General features: G+C 40.4%; 13 protein-coding genes and 3 pseudogenes. 14 read left to right on the top strand and 2 right to left on the bottom strand.

The features are described 5' to 3' along the window. Nucleotides 1–44 precede the first annotated feature (44 nt). The 4 genes and pseudogenes from BXP28_RS05090 (at nt 45) to BXP28_RS05105 (ending at nt 7,928) form a co-directional block, all read left to right on the top strand. Nucleotides 45–3,514 (top strand): annotated as a pseudogene (locus BXP28_RS05090) (BadF/BadG/BcrA/BcrD ATPase family protein). A gap of 32 nt (nt 3,515–3,546) precedes the next feature. Then, nucleotides 3,547–5,178 (top strand): 2-hydroxyglutaryl-CoA dehydratase activator-like protein, encoded by a 1,632-nt coding sequence (locus tag BXP28_RS05095; protein WP_023484560.1) that lies wholly within the window; start codon nt 3,547–3,549, stop codon nt 5,176–5,178. Between the two features lie 353 nt (nt 5,179–5,531). Beyond that, nucleotides 5,532–5,906 carry a YxeA family protein gene (locus BXP28_RS05100; protein ID WP_023484561.1) on the top strand — a complete coding sequence of 125 codons (375 nt, stop codon included), beginning with the start codon at nt 5,532–5,534 and terminating at the stop codon, nt 5,904–5,906. A 640-nt stretch (nt 5,907–6,546) separates the two neighbouring features. Then, a pseudogene (locus BXP28_RS05105) lies at nt 6,547–7,928 on the top strand (amino acid permease). 158 nt (nt 7,929–8,086) lie between these two features. On the opposite strand, the gene BXP28_RS05110 reads toward BXP28_RS05105, so the two are convergent. Then, nucleotides 8,087–9,289: an MFS transporter gene (locus BXP28_RS05110; protein ID WP_023484563.1), complete on the bottom strand. Its 1,203-nt coding sequence runs from the start codon at nt 9,287–9,289 to the stop codon at nt 8,087–8,089. 22 nt (nt 9,290–9,311) lie between these two features. Next, on the bottom strand, nt 9,312–9,893 hold the full coding sequence (locus tag BXP28_RS05115) for a TetR/AcrR family transcriptional regulator (RefSeq protein WP_036654217.1): 582 nt from the start codon (nt 9,891–9,893) through the stop codon (nt 9,312–9,314). 172 nt (nt 9,894–10,065) lie between these two features. Here BXP28_RS05115 and BXP28_RS05120 point away from each other — a divergent pair, with 172 nt between their 5' ends. From BXP28_RS05120 to BXP28_RS05170, 10 genes and pseudogenes are all read left to right on the top strand, one after another. Beyond that, entirely contained in the window at nt 10,066–10,650 is a 585-nt protein-coding gene (locus BXP28_RS05120; RefSeq protein WP_023484565.1) for a TetR/AcrR family transcriptional regulator, read from the top strand. 313 nt (nt 10,651–10,963) lie between these two features. Beyond that, nucleotides 10,964–12,373, top strand: coding sequence for a glycoside hydrolase family 1 protein (locus tag BXP28_RS05125; RefSeq protein ID WP_036654219.1), 1,410 nt, complete (start codon nt 10,964–10,966; stop codon nt 12,371–12,373). Between the two features lie 30 nt (nt 12,374–12,403). Then, nucleotides 12,404–13,111, top strand: a complete 708-nt coding sequence (locus tag BXP28_RS05130; protein WP_023484567.1) for a GntR family transcriptional regulator — start codon at nt 12,404–12,406, stop codon at nt 13,109–13,111. Between the two features lie 493 nt (nt 13,112–13,604). Beyond that, a pseudogene (locus tag BXP28_RS25525) lies at nt 13,605–13,721 on the top strand (hypothetical protein); the annotation flags it as partial. Nucleotides 13,722–14,086: 365 nt separating this feature from the next. Then, nucleotides 14,087–14,806, top strand: a complete 720-nt coding sequence (locus BXP28_RS05140) for a hypothetical protein (RefSeq protein WP_023484568.1) — start codon at nt 14,087–14,089, stop codon at nt 14,804–14,806. 301 nt (nt 14,807–15,107) lie between these two features. Further along, entirely contained in the window at nt 15,108–15,575 is a 468-nt protein-coding gene (locus BXP28_RS05145; protein WP_023484569.1) for a DUF2712 domain-containing protein, read from the top strand. A 67-nt stretch (nt 15,576–15,642) separates the two neighbouring features. Continuing rightward, nucleotides 15,643–16,125: a hypothetical protein gene (locus BXP28_RS05150; protein WP_077584931.1), complete on the top strand. Its 483-nt coding sequence runs from the start codon at nt 15,643–15,645 to the stop codon at nt 16,123–16,125. A 315-nt stretch (nt 16,126–16,440) separates the two neighbouring features. Continuing rightward, a complete protein-coding gene (locus tag BXP28_RS05160; RefSeq protein WP_023484571.1) occupies nt 16,441–17,247 on the top strand; it encodes a hypothetical protein in 807 nt (268 codons plus the stop codon). Continuing rightward, nucleotides 17,244–18,047: a DUF2705 family protein gene (locus BXP28_RS05165; RefSeq protein ID WP_023484572.1), complete on the top strand. Its 804-nt coding sequence runs from the start codon at nt 17,244–17,246 to the stop codon at nt 18,045–18,047. Before BXP28_RS05160 ends, BXP28_RS05165 begins: the two co-directional genes overlap by 4 nt. A 12-nt stretch (nt 18,048–18,059) precedes the next feature. Further along, nucleotides 18,060–18,710, top strand: a complete 651-nt coding sequence (locus BXP28_RS05170) for an ATP-binding cassette domain-containing protein (protein WP_036654223.1) — start codon at nt 18,060–18,062, stop codon at nt 18,708–18,710. Nucleotides 18,711–18,728 lie beyond the last annotated feature (18 nt).

Raw genomic sequence — 18,728 nt, forward strand, 5'->3', positions numbered from 1 at the left:
AAACTAATCCAAGCTTTTAAATTGAAATAAGGGGGGTAAAAGTTATGAGGTACAATAACCGCTTAGACTCCCTCATTATTGGAGTTGACGTAGGTTCAACGACGGTTAAAGCCACGGTAGTGGATTCGGAAAGCAAACAAATCGTATGGTCGGATTATCAGCGTCACCATACGAAGCAAGTGGAAAAAGTACTGGATTTGTTGGTTGCAATCGGGAATGAGTTTCCAGATGTAAAACAGGAGAATATCCGTGTATTCGCAACGGGCTCCGGCAGCGGTCCTATTGCCCCGCACATCGGGGCGAAATTTGTACAGGAAGTCAATGCGGTCACCATGGCGGTGGAGCATCTGCATCCTGATGTCGGGAGTGTTATCGAACTCGGGGGACAGGACGCAAAGATTATTATTTTCAAGGAAAATACGGAAACCGGGAACAAGCAAGCACTCACCTCTATGAATGACAAATGTGCTTCGGGTACGGGTGCCACAATCGATAAGTGCATGATCAAAGTGGGGATGCCTGCGGAAGAAGTGGGAAAATTGCACTTTGACGATTCGAAATTGCACCATGTAGCCGCTAAATGCGGGGTATTCGCCGAAACGGATATTGTAAATCTTATAAAAAGCGGTATTCCATCAGCGGAAATTATGTGCTCTCTGGCAGATGCCATTGTGATGCAGAACCTTTCCGTTCTCACCCGGGGAAATACACTGCGGCATCGTGTTCTCCTGCTGGGAGGACCAAATACATACCTGCCTTTCCTGCAGGAATGTTGGCGAAAGCGGATTCCCAGGACTTGGCAGGAAAGGGGATACAATTATCCGAAAGATGTACCCATTGAGGAATTAATTTTCGTTCCGGATAATTCACAGTATTATGCAGCTTACGGAGCCATCCTTTACGGGCTGCATGAACCGGTTGATATCGGTTTATATAAGGGATTAAAAGAATTGAAGGATTTTATTATCCACGGCCGGAAAGCTAGGCTCGGCGGGAAGGCGGGACCACCTCTGGTTGTTAATGAAAATGAGCTGGAACAATTCCGCCAGAATTACAGGATCCCCCGCTACTCGGCAGCAACGTTCACTTCGGGTCAGGCGGTGAAAGCAGTAATCGGACTTGACGGCGGTTCCACCTCATCTAAAGCTGTTCTGGTTGATGAACAAGGAGAAATCTTGCTTAAAGAATATCAACTTTCGAAAGGAAATCCGCTCGAGGATACTAAAGAAATGTTAAAGCGGATACGGGATACAGTAAAGAAACAGGGTGCGGAATTGGAGATTATCGGATTCGGCGCCACCGGATATGCCGCTGACGTTTTGGAAAAAACGTTAAATGCTGACGTTAATATTGTAGAAACCGTTGCCCATATGATGAGTGCTGTCCATCAATTCGGAGACATCGATGTGATCTGCGACATCGGGGGTCAGGACATTAAGGTCCTCTTTCTGAAAAACCGGGATATTCGCAACTTCAAGCTTTCCAACCAATGTTCCGCCGGCAACGGCATGCTGCTGCAAGCGATGGCAGACCAGTTCGGCATTCCGATACAAGAGTATGCGGATACGGCTTTCAGTGCCGGCTTAAGTCCCAAATTTTCTTACGGGTGCGCGGTATTCCTCGATGCAGACCGGGTAAATTTTCAGAAGGAGGGATATTCCAAGGAGGAACTGCTTGCCGGACTCGCCCTCGTTCTGCCGAAAAATGTATGGCAGTATGTGGTACAGATTCCACGGATGGCCGAACTTGGCCGAAAGTTCGTCTTGCAAGGCGGAACCCAATACAACCTGGCGGCGGTCAAGGCTCAGGTTGATTATATCAAACAACGGGTTCCCGATGCTGAAATATACGTTCATCCCCATCCGGGAGAAGCGGGAGCGATTGGAGCCGCTATGGAAACATTACGCGTAGTAAAGCGGCGCGGGTATTCTACCTTTTTGGGGCTGGAAGCCGCCATCAATCTGCATTATGTAAGCCGGAACGACGAATCGACCCGCTGCAACTTCTGCCCCAACCATTGCAGCCGGACATTTATCGATTCTAAGACACCGGACGGCAAAACTGCCCGGTACATTTCCGGTTTTTCCTGCGAAAAGGGAACAGTGGAAGACAAGGAAGCTGTGGTCAAATTGACAAGGGACCGGCAGGAACTGAAAAAGCATTATCCGAATCTCGTTGAATATGAGGCACGCCGCATGTTCCAGCATTTCTACGATGCAGAGCCGCTGCCAGAACCTGAACTAGAGGCGGATGATATTCGGTTGACACGAGGCTGGTTAGGGCTTGGCGGAATTCGAAGAACTCCGGACAGGCGCAAGTTCGCCCGCTCTTCCACTGAAGCAATGAAAAGACGCAGTCGGGTCCGGATCGGGATCCCCCGAGTCTTGAACATATGGTCCACTGCTCCTTTTTGGCGAACCTATTTTGAAACGCTGGGTATTGATAGGCGCAACATTGTATTCAGCGATAACACGAGCGAAGAGATGTGGCAGGAAGGAGGCAAGTACGGGTCCATCGACCCATGCTATCCTTCGAAAGTAGCCCAGGCACATGTGCATAATTTGCTGTTTAAGCACCACGAGCAAAAAGCGCTGGATTATATCGTCTTTCCATGCATCACCCATATTCCGACCCACTTGCATAATGTAATGGATTCGGCCAGCTGTCCAATTGTGGCAGGAGCCCGAATGTAATCAAGGCTGCTTTCACTAAAGAGGTTAATTTCTTCGAGACGAGAGGAATCTCTTATCTGGATCCTGCGGTTACATTCACCGAACCAAACATGTTGAAGAAGCAGTTGTATGAGGCGTTTGGTGAACATTTGCAAATTACGGAAGATGAAAGTGACTTTGCGGCAGGTCAGGGCTGGAAAGCGATGGACCGGTTCGATGCCGAAATGCAGGAGAAGGGCAGAGGCATTCTGGAGCAGGTTGAAAAGGAAAATCGCCTTGCCATTCTGATGATCGGTCGTCCGTATCATTTTGATCCTGGCATGAATCACGGAGTTCTCGAAGAATTTCAGGTGCTGGGTTATCCCATTTTATCCATGCGTTCTATTCCGAAGCATGAAGTTTGGCTCCACCGGTTTTTTAAAGACGACCTGATGAGCGGACGGGTGGAATATGCACTTGAAGTTACTGATGTATGGCCGGAAAATTTCAGTTCCAACAGCGTGCAAAAGGTATGGGCGGCCAAATTCGCCGCACGCCACCCAAATGTGGCCGTATTGGACCTGTCCAGCTTTAAATGCGGGCACGATGCTCCCACATACGGGTTAATTGACTCGATCATATCAACGGCAGGTACACCATATTCGGCGTTGCACGATATCGACGCAAACAAACCGGGCGGCTCGATCAAAATTAGGGTCAAGACATATGCTCACAGTTTGGGGCTTCATGAAGAGCGGCTGGAGGATTTGGCACGTAAAAAAGAGAGGCTGCAGCAACGCTTAGAACAAAAACGAGCTGAACTGATGGGCAGGAAACGTGATGAACATACCGGGATTATGTAACTTTCAATTTTATAAAAGGAGTGAAATCGAACATGGCGGTGGCCGGAAGTAAGGAAAAGACCGAAGAACGGTTATCTCTCGAGGACAAACTGCTGAACTATCAGAGAGAACAGGAAAAGGAGCTGGGATTGGATCAAGAAAACAAAAACCAATGGTTCGATCCTGTTCCCCGACAGTTTTTGGCTAAAGAAAAGCCTAATACAACCCTTCTTTTCGGAGGGCTAACGATGGCTCATGATTATTTGGTGGAAGGAGCGCTCAAGGGATTAGGATATAGGGTGAAGCATTTGGATTGTCCGGACAACGAATCGTTACGCCTAGGTAAAGAGTTCGGTAATCGCGGCCAGTGTAACCCGACATACTTCACGGTCGGAAATTTGATTAAGAACCTGCAATACCTTCGTGATGTGGAGGGGAAATCAAAAGAAGAGATCATCAAAAACTACCTGTTCGTTACGAGCGGTTCCTGCGGCCCGTGCCGCTTCGGGACTTATGTCACGGAATACCGAAAGGCTCTGCGCGATGCGGGTTTTGACGGGTTTCGGGTTCTTTTGTTTCAACAAACGGACGGCTTAAAGCAGGCAACCGGCGGGGAATCCGCCTTGAAATTGGACACATCGTTCTTTTTGAGCTTCCTAAAGGCTGTTTTCCTGGGAGATATCCTGAATGCACTCGCTTACCGCATTCGTCCCTATGAAGTAGAAGCCGGCTCAACGGATGCTGCTCTAGAGCGATGCAAGCAATATATATACCAAGCACTGAGCGAACGCAGGCGACTGAGACCGGCATTGACCAAAAGCCGCAAAGAACTGGAAGCGGTCCGGGTAGACCGCACCAAAGTTAAGCCAAAAGTAAGCATTATCGGTGAGTTTTGGGCCATGACCACTGAGGGAGACGGCAACTATCAGTTGCAGAGATTTTTGGAAAATGAAGGAGCCGAGGTCGAAGTACAATCGGTAACGGCTTGGATCCTGTTTCTCATCTGGGCAGGACGTTTTGATACGTTGAAGCGAATGAACCTGCGTGAGGCCGACTCCGGTAAATTCGGTCTTAAAGGGATAAATGCCTCAAAACGCCTACGTATGCTATGGATCGCCGACCGTGCTATTCGCGTGATGTTCCGAATGTATGCCAGAACTCTCGGACTGTATCGTTATCAACTGCCGGACATGGAGGAGATTGCTCAGGTTGCCCATGAGCATTATAATAACCATCTGCGCGGCGGAGAGGGCCATATGGAAGTTGGGAAACTGATTCTGAACGTTAAAAAACGGAAAGTCAACATGACTATCTCCGTCAAGCCATTTGGCTGCATGCCATCTTCCGGAGTATCCGACGGGGTACAATCCCTCATAACAGAAAAATATCCTGACGCTATTTTTCTGCCGGTCGAAACGACGGGAGACGGGGCGGTTAACGTACAAAGCCGTGTGCAGATGATGTTGTTTAAAGCCAAACAGGCGGCACAGAATGAGTTTGATGACGCGCTGTCGAAAAAAAGAATTACAGCTGAACAACTTCAAAAAAATCTGAATTTTACCCGTCCGCTGCAAACAAGCCGCCATGTTGTCGCATGTACGGCAGCGAATGGGGTATATGGAGTACGCGGGTTATTCAATGGGTTTTCTTTGCGGCGAAGCAAAAATGAAATTCAGAAAATATAACAATTGAACTGCTTTACAGACTCTAGTTTTTACGACTAGGGTCTTTTTTCATGATTTTTATTGTCCATGTAAGGCCAGTATCCGCGGAATGCCGAACCGGGAAGGCATGGGTTAATTGCATTAACCGATTGCAATCGCAGCAAGGCTTGAACGAATAGGGATTCATAGAATTGTCATCCATCCAGAAGAGTTCGGATATCTTATCAATGCTGCAATTCGAGCTGCCCTTTCAAGTTCCGGCGCATAAAGCTTTCAAGACCTTACGGAACTGTAAGATTCCTATATACATTGTAAGACTATAAGCATTCTTTTGGTGATATACTGGAACAAGATTAAGAAGGAGTGGATAAAAAATGAAAAAAAGTCTTACTTTTATATTACTTGCAGCAATGTTTGTCATCGTTTTGTCAGGTTGTTCGCTTGGCGAGAATATCGACCGGTATAGTCCTTTTGCAAGTAAAACAGATGTATATGGTGTAGTCAAAGGGGAACCAAAACTAGATTCAAAAGCACAGGAAAACGGTGTAACATCTTATTCTTATGATTTAGTAGGGTACGATAAAGATTTAAACAAAATTGATTTAGGCTTTGGTTCTAAAGAAAAACATCCAGTCGGAACTTACATCAAAGCTGTAAAAAAAGGCAGTGACACAAGAATGCACGATGTGGCGGTAGTGAAGAAAGAAGACGTTCCGGAAAATATATTAAAAAAGTTAGATGAGAAATAAAAAATATCTATGAAAAAGTGGTCATAACCCTGTCAAGTAACAAAAAAAGACATCTCATGCAGCAACCGTTTCCCGGTATTCAACTGGGGATCGGTTGTTTCATTTTTCTGAAATCGGTTCTGAATCAAGGGATTTCGATGTCGAGAATTATAGTCAAAAAGCTATTATACTTGACTCAATTACTATTCGCCGAAAGTATTCGGATCGTACTATCCTTTAAATTAAATTATCGAATCCTGGCCGGCTTTTGAGAACTGATTACTGTCTGGGGCAGTTATAAATTGCGTTTTTTTGCAATTTTTGATTAATCGTATCAATAATAATAGACGTTAGACGATTCTGATTATAAAATAATAAGGGAAGATCCGCCGCACTCCAACAGCAGTAATTCGTCTAGCCGCTTTACATAAAAAATTGGATAGGGGTATGTCTTAAGGAAATGATTATGAGCAGCATTAAAATTTGTGTTAAAGGCGGGAATTTCCATCGGAAAGTTTATAAAAGTCCGAATTGCTTTTTCTTACCCAGGTGCACGAAAATTGTTGCCACATTAAGGAAGGGGGAATATATAATTTCCTTGAATAAATAAAATATTTCATAATCCGGATTTTTATCTTCAACACAAAAGGAGAGTGTTTTTTTGGAGGAGTCAAAACAATTAATTAGAGGACTTAAGGCACGGCATATTGAACTGATTGCGCTCGGAGGCACAATTGGCGTTGGCTTATTTATGGGATTGGCAAGTACAATAAAATGGGCTGGTCCTTCTGTACTGCTGGCATATCTCTTAGCTGGTATCATTATGTTTTTTGTAATGCGAATCATGGGAGAAATGCTGATTCTCGAACCGGTAACCGGATCTTTTGCAACTTTCGCTCATAAGTATATTCATCCTTTGGCTGGTTTTCTCACAGCCTGGAGCTACTGGTTATTGTGGGTTACGGTGGGAATGGCGGAAGTTACCGCAATCGGCATTTATGTAGGGTATTGGTTCCCTGACATTCCGCAATGGATTCCAGCCTTGGCGGGTGTAGCTATAATTGCGGCCGCCAATTTAGCTGCTGTTAAATTTTATGGAGAGTTTGAATTTTGGTTCGCTATGATTAAAGTTATCGCGATTGTTGCTATGCTTGTTATTGGAACGGGGATGATCTTCTTCGGTTTAGGTAATGGCGGACATCCCATCGGTTTCTCGAATCTCTATAAACATGGCGGTTTTTTTGCTGGCGGCTTGGAAGGTTTTCTATTTGCCCTCTGTATTGTAACGGCTTCCTATCAAGGCATAGAATTAGTTGGAATTACAGCCGGTGAAGCGGAAAATCCAAAATTCACGTTGCGAAAAGCGATTAAAAATATTGTCTGGCGCATTTTGATTTTCTACGCGGGCGCCATCTTTGTCATCGTCACAATCTATCCCTGGAACCAAGTTGGAGAGATCGGCAGTCCCTTCGTTTTGACTTTTGCCAAAGTAGGAATTGTTGCCGCTGCGGGCATTATTAATTTCGTTGTTCTGACGGCAGCTATGTCAGGGTGCAACAGTGGAATTTACAGTGCGGGAAGAATGCTGTACACGCTGGCTAAAAATGGGCAAGCTCCTAAATTTTTGGGAAAGTATCCAGGAGCGGCATCCCAAAGAACAGTATTGTGGTAACCATTTTGTTGCTGTTAGTGGGAGTTCTATTTAATTACCTGGCTCCTGATTCCAAATTGTTCCTTTATATTTACAGTGCCAGTATCCTTCCAGGTATGATGCCGTGGTTTGCCTTGGCATTCAGTCAATTCAAATTCAGAAAAAAATGGAAAAACCAAATGGGAGATCATCCATTTAAGTCTTTTTTCTTTCCAATCAGCAACTACATCACGATTATCTTTTTATCACTGGTGTTAATCGGAATGTGGTTCAATCCGGATACTCGCATGTCTTTGATTGTTGGAGCGTCATTCATTCTGATCGTCACTCTGAGTTACTATATCTTTGGCATAGGAAAACGGCAAAGAATTGAAGGGGCAGAGGAAGCATAGAAATAGCAGAAAAATTTTATCTCTCCATAGAAACGGCGAAAAAATTGTTTACTCTATAAAAGAAATGAAGGAGCGATCCCAAAAGTCATGAACAAATGACTTTTGGGATCGCCCCTTTTAATACATGTTTCCCTAGAAGACGCGTCTACGCTTTCCAATTATTCCGACAAGCTTTCTGCAAATTGCTTTTCTTTCCACATGACTGTAATACCGAGTCCAATGACCATAATGACAGCAGCAAAAAGGTAAGGATAGTGGATATTTACGTCAAACAGTATTCCACCAATTGCTGGTCCAAGGATGTTACCCAAGCTCGTATAAGTTGAATTCATTCCGGCAATAAATCCTTGCTCTTTCCCGGCAGCTTTTGATAAAAATGTGGTCAATGCCGGACGAAGCAAGTCAAATGCGAGGAAGATGAAGCAAGTTACCGCCAGCATGCTTAAAAAGCTGGACACTACGGTGGATGCTATCGCTAATATTGCACCTGTGATTAAACATAATTGGATCAATTTTTTTTCCCCGAGTTTATTTACCATTTTTCCAAACATAAATATTTGCATAATAACACCGAAGGTTGCACTAATGGTGATAATGACTGCAATGTCCTTCGAAGTAAAGCCGAATTTATGATCAGAAAATAGGCTAAAAACAGTCTCATATGCAGATAAACCGAAAGCGAGAACAAATACAATGATAAAGGCAATAAAGTAAACAGGATTAACAGACCTTTTTATATTGCTTATAAAGTTTGTTTGTTTTGCATTAGCAGAAATTTCTGCAAGCTGCTCCTTTGTTAGAGGCTCTTTTAAAATAAAGATGGATGAAATGCCTACGAAAAAGGCAAGGATAGCCGCAAAGAAGAAAGGTATGCGTACACCGTATTCTGCAATAAAGCCACCGATGCCAGGTCCTATAATAAAGCCAGTGCTAACAGCCGCGGAAATATAGCCCATCGCTTTTGCCCTTTCCTGAATGGATGTAATATCTGCAACATATGCAGTAACACCGGGCATAATAAAGGCAGCACTAGTTCCCCCTAGAATCCTTGATATATAAAACACCGACACATGCGTGCCTAAACCAAAGATAAGTTCCGAAATACCAAAAAGGAATACGCCGATTATGATGATTTTTTTTCTGCCGTAACGGTCAACCCAGCGTCCTGCAAGTGGTGACATAAGCAACTGGGCTAAAGCATATGCGGCTACAAGATAACCCATCGTTTTTCCTGATAAATGCATGATATTCAGGAAAGATGGCATAACAGGGACAATTAGACCAATTCCCAGAAAGGCAATAAAAATATTACTTAGAAGAATAATTAATACCGTCTTCTGTTCTTTTATTGGTTTCTTCATGTATCAGCACCTACTTTCCGTATCATTGATGTGAAATACCTCTCCAAAATACTTTCCAAGAGGATTCTAATTTATCCTTGAGCTGTTTCTCATCATTACCGTAAACAAGTTCCAACATAATGGAATCGACTACTCCCAGGAAGGCGAGGTTCGAGGTTTTTGCTTCATCTCCGTATATTACTTTAGCATCAATCCAATCCTCAAATTTTCTTTGCAGTACCGCCTGTACCTTATTCTCGGTATCTAAGACTTCCTTTTCGATTACTTTTGCAAGATGGACCGGTGGAAAAAAAGACATGCGCAGCCAAAACTTTAACTGCTCATTTTTTTGGAAAAGGTCGATTACCAATTGTAGAAATCCGTACAAATCCTTTTCGGGATTTTGCGAATCAATTTTACTGAAATATTGGAGTTTTGAAGACAGCTCAGTTTCTTTCGCATCACGCAGAACTTGCAGAAAAAGATCATCCTTTCCTTTGAAATGAGCGTAAATGGATTGCTTCTTCATACCCACTTCTTCAGCTATTTGAGAAAGGGATGCTCCTTCATAACCATGAATTGTGAAATACTTAAGAGCTGCTTCCTTGATTTCGTCGCTTTTCAAAATAGTCACCTCAGATTTTGACGAACGTTCGTCAGTTATTTTAGCAAAATAAAAAAATAAAAGCAAGCTGAAAATATATACTGGATCAGTTTTGACATTATATTAGTATTGCTATATAATAATGACTGATGACTGATAGTTATTCATTTTTGTGAGAAAGGTTCTTAACGACATGGCAAACATTTCTGTCGGGAAATACAATAAAATTTTACAAGCCGCCATTGAAGTCATTTCCGAAAAAAAATTTGATAAAACTTCCGTTTCAGATATCGTAAAGAAAGCGGGCATTGCACAAGGAACTTTTTATTTATATTTTTCATCAAAAAACGCTTTAATACCAGCCATTGCTGATAATCTTCTTACAATTACTTTCGAAGGAATTAAGGAAAAGATTCAAGGCAAAGAAAGCTTCTGGGATGTCTTGGAAGTTGTGATTGACGAAACCTTTAATATAACAGAGGCATACAAAAATATTATTGTCCTTTGTTATTCCGGTCTAGCTATAGATTATTCAATGGAGAAATGGGAAGCGATCTATCAGCCTTATTATCACTGGCTTGAGGATATATTAAATAAAGCCATTAAAAATAACGAGATAATCGGTGGCATTAATGTAAAATCGACAGCTAAAATCATCATAAATCTTGTTGAAAATGCTGCTGAACGATTTTATATAAGTCTTGAGCAAGTTGATAACTTGAAATTGTTTAAGGAGGAGATATTTAACTTTTTAAAAAGATCGTTATTTAGAGCATAAAGAAGTTATTGGATATTTTCCAATAGTTTTTTATTTTTATTAAAATGACTGACGTTCATTCGTTCTGGTTTTTGTTTTTTTGTCCTTCAAACGAATTTGTGCCCTAATAAGCCAATCTTCCAAACGATGTTGCTCAAATAGTTCAAACTCGTTAAATTAACCTGAAAATTACGAGTAAAGGATTAGATTCGTTCATGATATCTTTATATAGAAAAAGCATGTTAATTAGAGTATAATTAGTTTAAAATTTGTACCTATAAATTAAATAGGGAGATATAATTCAAATTCGTTATTATAAATGGAGGGATATCTATTGAAATTTCCACATGATTTTTTATTTGGGGCTGCTTCAGCTTCTTATCAAGTAGAGGGCGCATGGAATGAAGATGGAAAAGGCATTACGAATTGGGATGTTTTTTCAAAAATTCCCGGTAAAACATATAATCAGACAAATGGCGACGTGGCTATTGATCATTATCATCGGTATAAAGAAGATATCCGATTAATGGCTGAAATGGGCTTGGAATCTTATCGTTTTTCCATCTCGTGGGCACGGATTCTACCGGCTGGTGATGGAGAGATAAACGAAAAAGGAATAGATTTTTATAACAGAATCATCGATGAATGTTTAGAATATGGGATTGTTCCGTTTGTTACTTTGTACCATTGGGACTTGCCATTGACACTGGAAGAAGATGGCGGATGGACGAATAAGCGGACAGCAGAGGCGTTTGTAAAGTATGCAGAGATTTGTTTTAGAGCATTTGGAGACCGGGTGAAACATTGGATTACATTTAATGAGACCGTTATGTTTTGCGGGTTAGGGTATTTAAAAGGTGCCCATCCGCCAGGCATTCAAAATGATGTTCCAAAATATTTTCAAGCTACTCACTATGTGTTTTATGCACATGCGAAAGCAGTTAATTTGTACAAACAGTTAAAGCAATATGGAGAGATTGGCATAACACACGTTTTCTTGCCTGCATATAGCATAGATAATCAGCCGGATAACATTTTGGCGGAACGTCATGCTAATGAATATGAGACATTTTGGTTCTATGATCCGATTCTGAAAGGAGAGTATCCATCTTATGTTACACAGCAATTAAAAGAAAAGGGATGGATACCTAACTGGACGATTGAAGAGTTAGAGATGATCAAACAAAACGCCGGGAAAAACGATTTTATCGGTTTAAACTATTATCAACCCATACGAGTGGAACGATATTATAAGGATATTGAGAATGAGGAACATTCTAGAGAAACATCTACTCTTGCTCCAGGTAATCCTTCTTTTGACGGATTTTATCGAACAGTACGGATGAAAGACAAAACATATACAAAATGGGGATGGGAAATATCACCGGAAGGTTTTTTAAATGGCCTGCATATGTTAAAAGAGCGATATGGCAACATTAAAATGTATGTAACGGAAAACGGGCTTGGTGATGAAGATCCAATTATTGATGGAGAAATTGTAGATGTACCGCGAATTAAATATGTTGAAGAACATTTAAAAGTTATAAAGCGTGCTATCAAAGAAGGAATTCATCTAAAAGGATATTATGCATGGTCAGTTATTGATCTGTTAAGCTGGTTAAATGGTTACAAGAAGCAGTATGGTTTTATTTTTGTAGATCATGATAATAACTTAAAACGTAAAAAGAAGCTTTCGTTTCACTGGTATAAGCATATCATTGCAACGAGGGGGGAAGAGTTATAAAAGGAAAAAGGTAATTTTAGGAGACGGAATATGAACGTAAAGTATAAAAAAATTGCGGACAGTTTAGAGAAAGATATTCGCGAGGGAAAATTCAATGAGACAAAAAAGTTGCCGACGGAAGAAGAGTTAATGAGTATATTCCGAGTTAGCCGAAATACGATACGTAAAGTTGTGGGGCAGCTTGTCAATCGGGGTTACATTTTTCAGGTGCAAGGAAGCGGGATGTTTTTACGGGAAACACCCATAACAGATTATATTAATTTAGGAAGTCTGCGTGGTTTAACGAAAAATCTTGTTTCACAAAATATTGAAACAAAAGTATTAGAGTTACATGTAATAGAAGCCAATGAGGCATTAGCTGAACGGATGCAATGTCAGTTAAGAACGAAACTATATTTTGTGAAACGATTACGAATTGTAGACGGTAAATCATTTTCGATTGAAATAAGCTTCTTTAAAAAAGACGTTGTGCCATATTTAAATGAAGAAATCGCATTAAACTCCATATACAGTTATCTAATTGAAGACTTGCACCTCAACATCGGGTTTGCAGATAAAGTGATTAGTTGTGAAAAGATAGACAAAGAAAGTGCACAATTATTGGAAGTAAATGAACATGATCCGGCGCTTCTTATTGAAAATACAGTATACCTTGTAAATGGAACGATATTTGAGTTATCTCAATCCATGTTTCATTATCAGAAAACGAAGCTTTTAAATCGAATTAATTTTAAATAAAATGATACCGGGCCAGGAGCTATTTTTATGGTAAGTCCGGTCAATTGATTGATGCAAGTGGCGGATCTCATTTGTAAATTAACGGGTTCGGAAATCTGGTTGAAGAGCCGGGCTTTTTGAACCCGTTAATTAACGGCTATTGTGCTTCCGGACTCAACCTGGTGGCAGCCGCTATCATATTATGGAATGCAGCCTGGCTTGTAAGTTATTTCTTTATGCTGTAATCCTATCCAGAAAATGTTCAATCACAATAGAGGAGGTCCCCAATGCTGGTGCATTCTTTTTTTTGAATTATCTGGAGGGCATGACAAAAGTATATAAAGAAAATGAAAAAAAGGTAAAAGGGAATTGCCATCAGCTGTCCGGGAACAGTAGATGTAAATGCGGGGATGATTTATCACGGTGGTGCGTTACCGTATTTACACAAGCAAAACCTGGCAGGGCTATTACAAGATCAATGTAATATTCCTGTAACGATAGAAAATGATGCAAAAAGTGCAGCAATGTTTATCCAAATGTCGTTACATGTAAATTTCAAAATGATGCAAACTTATTTGGGGCATTGTATAACTTTTTTGAAATTCAGCAAGAAAATAGTTTAGTCGTATAGTCTGTGTTGATGTTTTTAGTATTCTAATGAACGTTTTTTTGAATTAAAAATTTTTGAGTGTCCGCCATCGCCGATATACTAGTACTGACATTCTCCATTCCTCGGGTATCTGCAAATTGAACAGTGGTGGAATAATTACCTTTTGCAAAATTAAAAAGCAAAATGGAGGGAGCGAAGTACCTCGGTCGGGGTAGATGAAGATATTTACTCCTGAATTGCTACCGTTCAACCAACAACTATCTAAGTATCTGGGTGAACGGTAAACATGTTACTATAAATAAGAAAACATATTACCATAAATAACTTTGTTTATATAGTATAATATAGATGTCCAAATAAAATATTCCAAAAAGGGGAGTGTTTGAATGCGAAAGGGTATTTTATCACTATTTCTAATAGCTAGTCTTAGTTTTACATTATCAACTTCCGTATTTGCGGAAAATAACTCTACGCCAGCAATGAAAAATTCTGCAGAAAGTTTACCTTCAAGTTATCTTTTGAAATATAAAGGTAAATTTCGATCTTTTGATCAAGTTTATGCCGCTTTCGGACAAGAAGTTAGACCAATGACAAATGCAGAGAAAGCTAAAGGTGAATATGCTTATAGTGTTCAAACTCCAGATGAATTAGCAGCTTTATTATCGCATATGAAAGATCAAAAAGAATTAGCAGAAAGTCAGGTTCAAACAGTTTATATGGATAAAGAAAGTAGAAGTTTAAACACTCTAACGAAAAGTTTAAACTCTCGAGAGAATATTAAAACAGAAACGTTTGAAGAGAACATTTATGATAATTATCTTTATTGGATTAAAGGATACGTAACAATTGATTATGTTCCACGGTCAGGGAAAATAACAAAAACTACCGCTAGAAGTGCTTTGTTAGGCGTTACATACGGCCATACATGGAAACCAGAGACTCCAAGAATTTCTGTACTATCCGATATAAAACGGCAAGTTATATTCGAAGGTGTGGTAACTACCAACATAGTTGCTGGTGGAATAGGTGAAGTTATATCAACTGACGTTAGTCATACAATGATTGTTCAAAGCGTCCCTACAATTGAAGGTCCAATTAAAAACTAGTAATCAGCTTCTAAAAGAGTTAATAAGTAAAACTAAAAGCCGCATCCTTAAAGGGGCTGCGTTCAAATCATTAGTAAGAGACTGCTTTCCTTACAATTTAGGAAAGCAGTCTCTTTAAGTATTGTATTATAGCAATCGGAATGTCTAAGTTAAAATTGAAGGCTAATCATACCTTTAGAGTAATTTATTGAATAAATGACGTATATTAGTAAAATAAAGAAAACTTAATATAAAAATATATTGAATACTATCTTATTCTGCTATATACTTGATTTGCCAAAAAAAAGGAGGTACATATAAAATGAAAAAATTTATTAAACATGCAATCCTAGCTTCCGTATGTGCTGCAGGTATTGCAGGTCTGGGCGTATCGGATGCAAAAGCAGCAGGCAATATTGAGGACACGTACTATTGTTTAGGCTTCGATGTTCCCGGATATACGGATTCATCTTTTGTAAGACCGGCGAGGGAAAAAACCGATGCTACTTCTGTTTATGTGAAAGGGCATAAAGCAGATAATGCTCGGGTGTGGTATGCAACAACATACGTAAATCCTAAAAAATTTAGTTCGGATGATCCGAGAACCTATGTATCAGCCGTGTTACCGGGAAAGAAAGGATTAAAAATTAGACCTGATGGATCTGGTAATTATTTATTAAATAATGCCTACGAACGTTTCGGAAACAGTCAGATTACGATTAGAGGTTTTAAGGACGAAATCTATTCTACATATAACGTATGGTTTTGGTGGAGTCCGGATTCAATCTAATTACATAATTACATAGAGCAGCAATCTTCCTTTTGGGAATTGCTGCTCCTTGTCTGGAGTGAAAATCATGATTCAGTTGCTAAAAGTAGAGTGGGCCAAAGCTTTCTGGAATAAACATTTTTTCGGCGCCTTGTTCGTGGGGATTGCGATGTCCTGCATCCATATTGTCACCAGCATTCTCCCCAATCTGCCTGTCCCTTTAGAACTTTCCCAACTAGATACCCCGTATAATCTATGGATGGGTATTGACGGTATGAATGCGATGCACTTTTCCTTTTACTTCATTCTTCCGCTGCTTGTTGCTATCCCCTATTCGGATTCGTTATGGCTGGACAGAAAGAACGGATATATGAAAGTCAGCATCATCCGCACGACCAGAAGGAAATATTATTCGAGTAAATTTGTTATTTGTTTTATCATGGGGTTTTTGGTCGTGATGTGTACACTGATGTTTGATTTCATGGCAGCGTCTATGTTATTGCCCAGCGCGTTACCCCCCATCCTTCTTTCGGACCTTATTATTATTTGCAAACTTTGGAATATTTTGTAGGGGTTTATTATACTAGCCCTCTGTTATTCGTTATGATGTATACAGGGATCGCTTCGCTTTATGGAGCTATTTTCTCCTGTTTCTGTTTTTCCCTTTCTTTCCTGGTGAATAACAAGTTTGTCATACTTTCAGGTGCGTTCATCCTGATGCTGTTCCTGTATGGCATCCAAGTGCCCGATCCATTTATACCTGTTCAAATTATAAAGGCCCATACATCGGTAAGGATCTCCGATATACCTCTATATTGGACAGTAGATGGTCTCGTTTTATTAGGGTTGACTATAGCTATAACCATATGGGGGGCAAGGAAAAAAGATGTTCTCCAATAACGACTTACTTGAAAAGGAAATCAAGACAAAGATTTCAGTTTCCTTAATTGCTGTGTTGGCCGTTCTTTTCTATATGATTTCTTACCATACGCTTCATACAGTCCCAACCTTGCATTATTTAGATTTATTTGTTCCCATTACAGGCCTTACCAATCTGTATTTTATTACACCTATTGCTCTGTTTTCCTACTTATATGGGTTAGGATTCATGGAGGATCCTTACAGGGTAATCAGATTCGCATCCAGAAAAAAACTGTTTAAAAAACGGTTCCGCTTTATGTTGTTTATTAGCATCACAGTTTCGGCAGCCATAATAGGAACGGCATTTGTATCCGCTATATTATTTAATAAAGGTCTAAATACCTGGACGACTACCGAAAGTCTAATCTATCAAGTCGCGGTTAATTTAGATATGGAAAGTACCTGGGCAAACAACCTGTTTTTGTACCAATCCTATTTGGTCACCCTAATACGATTTATGCTTTACAGCTTAGGGATTTCCATTGTTTTATTATTGGCAGACATGATCTACTTGATCAGCAAGACCAAATGGGTATCGTTTGTATCCGTGATGTCTTTGCTTTTTCTAGAATATCTTATGGAAAGAAATGAGCTGGATGTCCATATTTTTAGCCGATATATTTTTTGGTCAACGGATACTTGGCTGGAGCCTGCAACAATGGGACTTTATGCAAGCTATATCCTAGTTTTATTTGTTGTCTTCTATTTTATCAATCAATCGATGTACTTGCGGTTCAATTATTTCTCTGTAGGGAAGAGGGAGGGAGAATGAGGAAATTTCTGATCCTCTTGAAAAGGGATTTTCTATTCGGGCTTGAGGAAAATAAAGGGAAACTATTGGTAATCTTTATTTTGATGATCATTATGATCAAAGTAAACTCTTCAAGTTTAAGTCCCTCCAATATAGGGGATATCGTGTTGGGATTACTGGAAGGGTACGATAAAACGAAAGACGAGGTTTTCCATATTCCCGCATCCTGGATATGTTTTCATTTGTCAGCTGTGTATATCGTTAGTCATTATACAGCGGATGATTTGCATGATCATGGTCCCTATATATTAACCAGAACGAATAATAAAAGCACATGGTGGCTGAGCAAGAGCGTATGGATCGTCATGAACGTTACCCTATACTATCTTCTGTTTGTGATGATCGTTTTGGTCTGGGGATTCGTAACCCGAACGTTATCTTATAGCTGGAGTGAAAACTCCCTGCAACGGTTGCCCCAATCTGTAACCGATGCATCATTAGCCATAGTATTGATGAAAACCATAATCATTTCGTTTTTCTTCACCCTGATGTGCTGTCTCCTCCAACAGACATTAAGTATGCTAATCAAACCCATTTATGGCTTCATTACAGTGGCAGCTTTAGTGGCCATCTCTTCTTTTGTAGATCAAATCGGGTCTCCGGGAAACTATGGGATGATCGCCAGGACGGAATTATTTCGAAATGAAGAGGGGACGATGCTCTCGCAATGTTTCATGGTTAACGGAACCATCGCCGCAGTTTCGTTCATAGCCGGTCTTTTATATATACTAAAGAAAGATGTCCTGTCGGCACAGGATTAAAGGAGAATATGAATGAGTGTATACGCTAAAATGATAAAGGTGAATAAGACTATACAAGGGCAGCGCGTTTTATGTGATATCAATTTGGAGTTTCATCAAGGAAGAATATATGGCCTTCAAGGAAAGAATGGTTCCGGCAAAACGATGCTTTTAAGAGCGTTATGCGGATTAATTATTCCGAATACCGGAGAGGTCATCGTGAATAATCAAACATTAAATGCCAAACATTCTTTCCCTGAAAGTGTAGGCATCTTGATCGAATATCCGGGTTTTTTGCCTCAATATACAGGATTTAGAAATCTTCAGTTGTTGGCGTCCATTAGGAAACAAATTACTGATGATCAAATTCGCGAGTCCTTATTATGGGTGGGGCTTCAACCGGAAGATAAAAGGAAATATAAGAAGTATTCACTGGGTATGAAACAAAGGCTGGGCATTGCCCAGGCCATTATGGAAGATCCTGAACTGCTTTTGCTGGACGAGCCGACGAATGCTTTGGATTCTGACGCCGTTGAGAGCATGAGGGAGTTATTATTGAATTTGAAGAATAAAGGAAAAACCATTATTGTGGCAAGTCATGATAGGGAAGAAATCGATTATTTGGCCGACGAGAAAATTATTTTAGAGAATGGCAGGGTCACTTCCATTGAGGTGATCTCATGATACATGTCAGCAGAAAAA

Source organism: Paenibacillus larvae subsp. larvae (assembly GCF_002003265.1).
In the GTDB taxonomy this organism is placed as follows: Bacteria; Bacillota; Bacilli; order Paenibacillales; family NBRC-103111; genus Paenibacillus_H; species Paenibacillus_H larvae.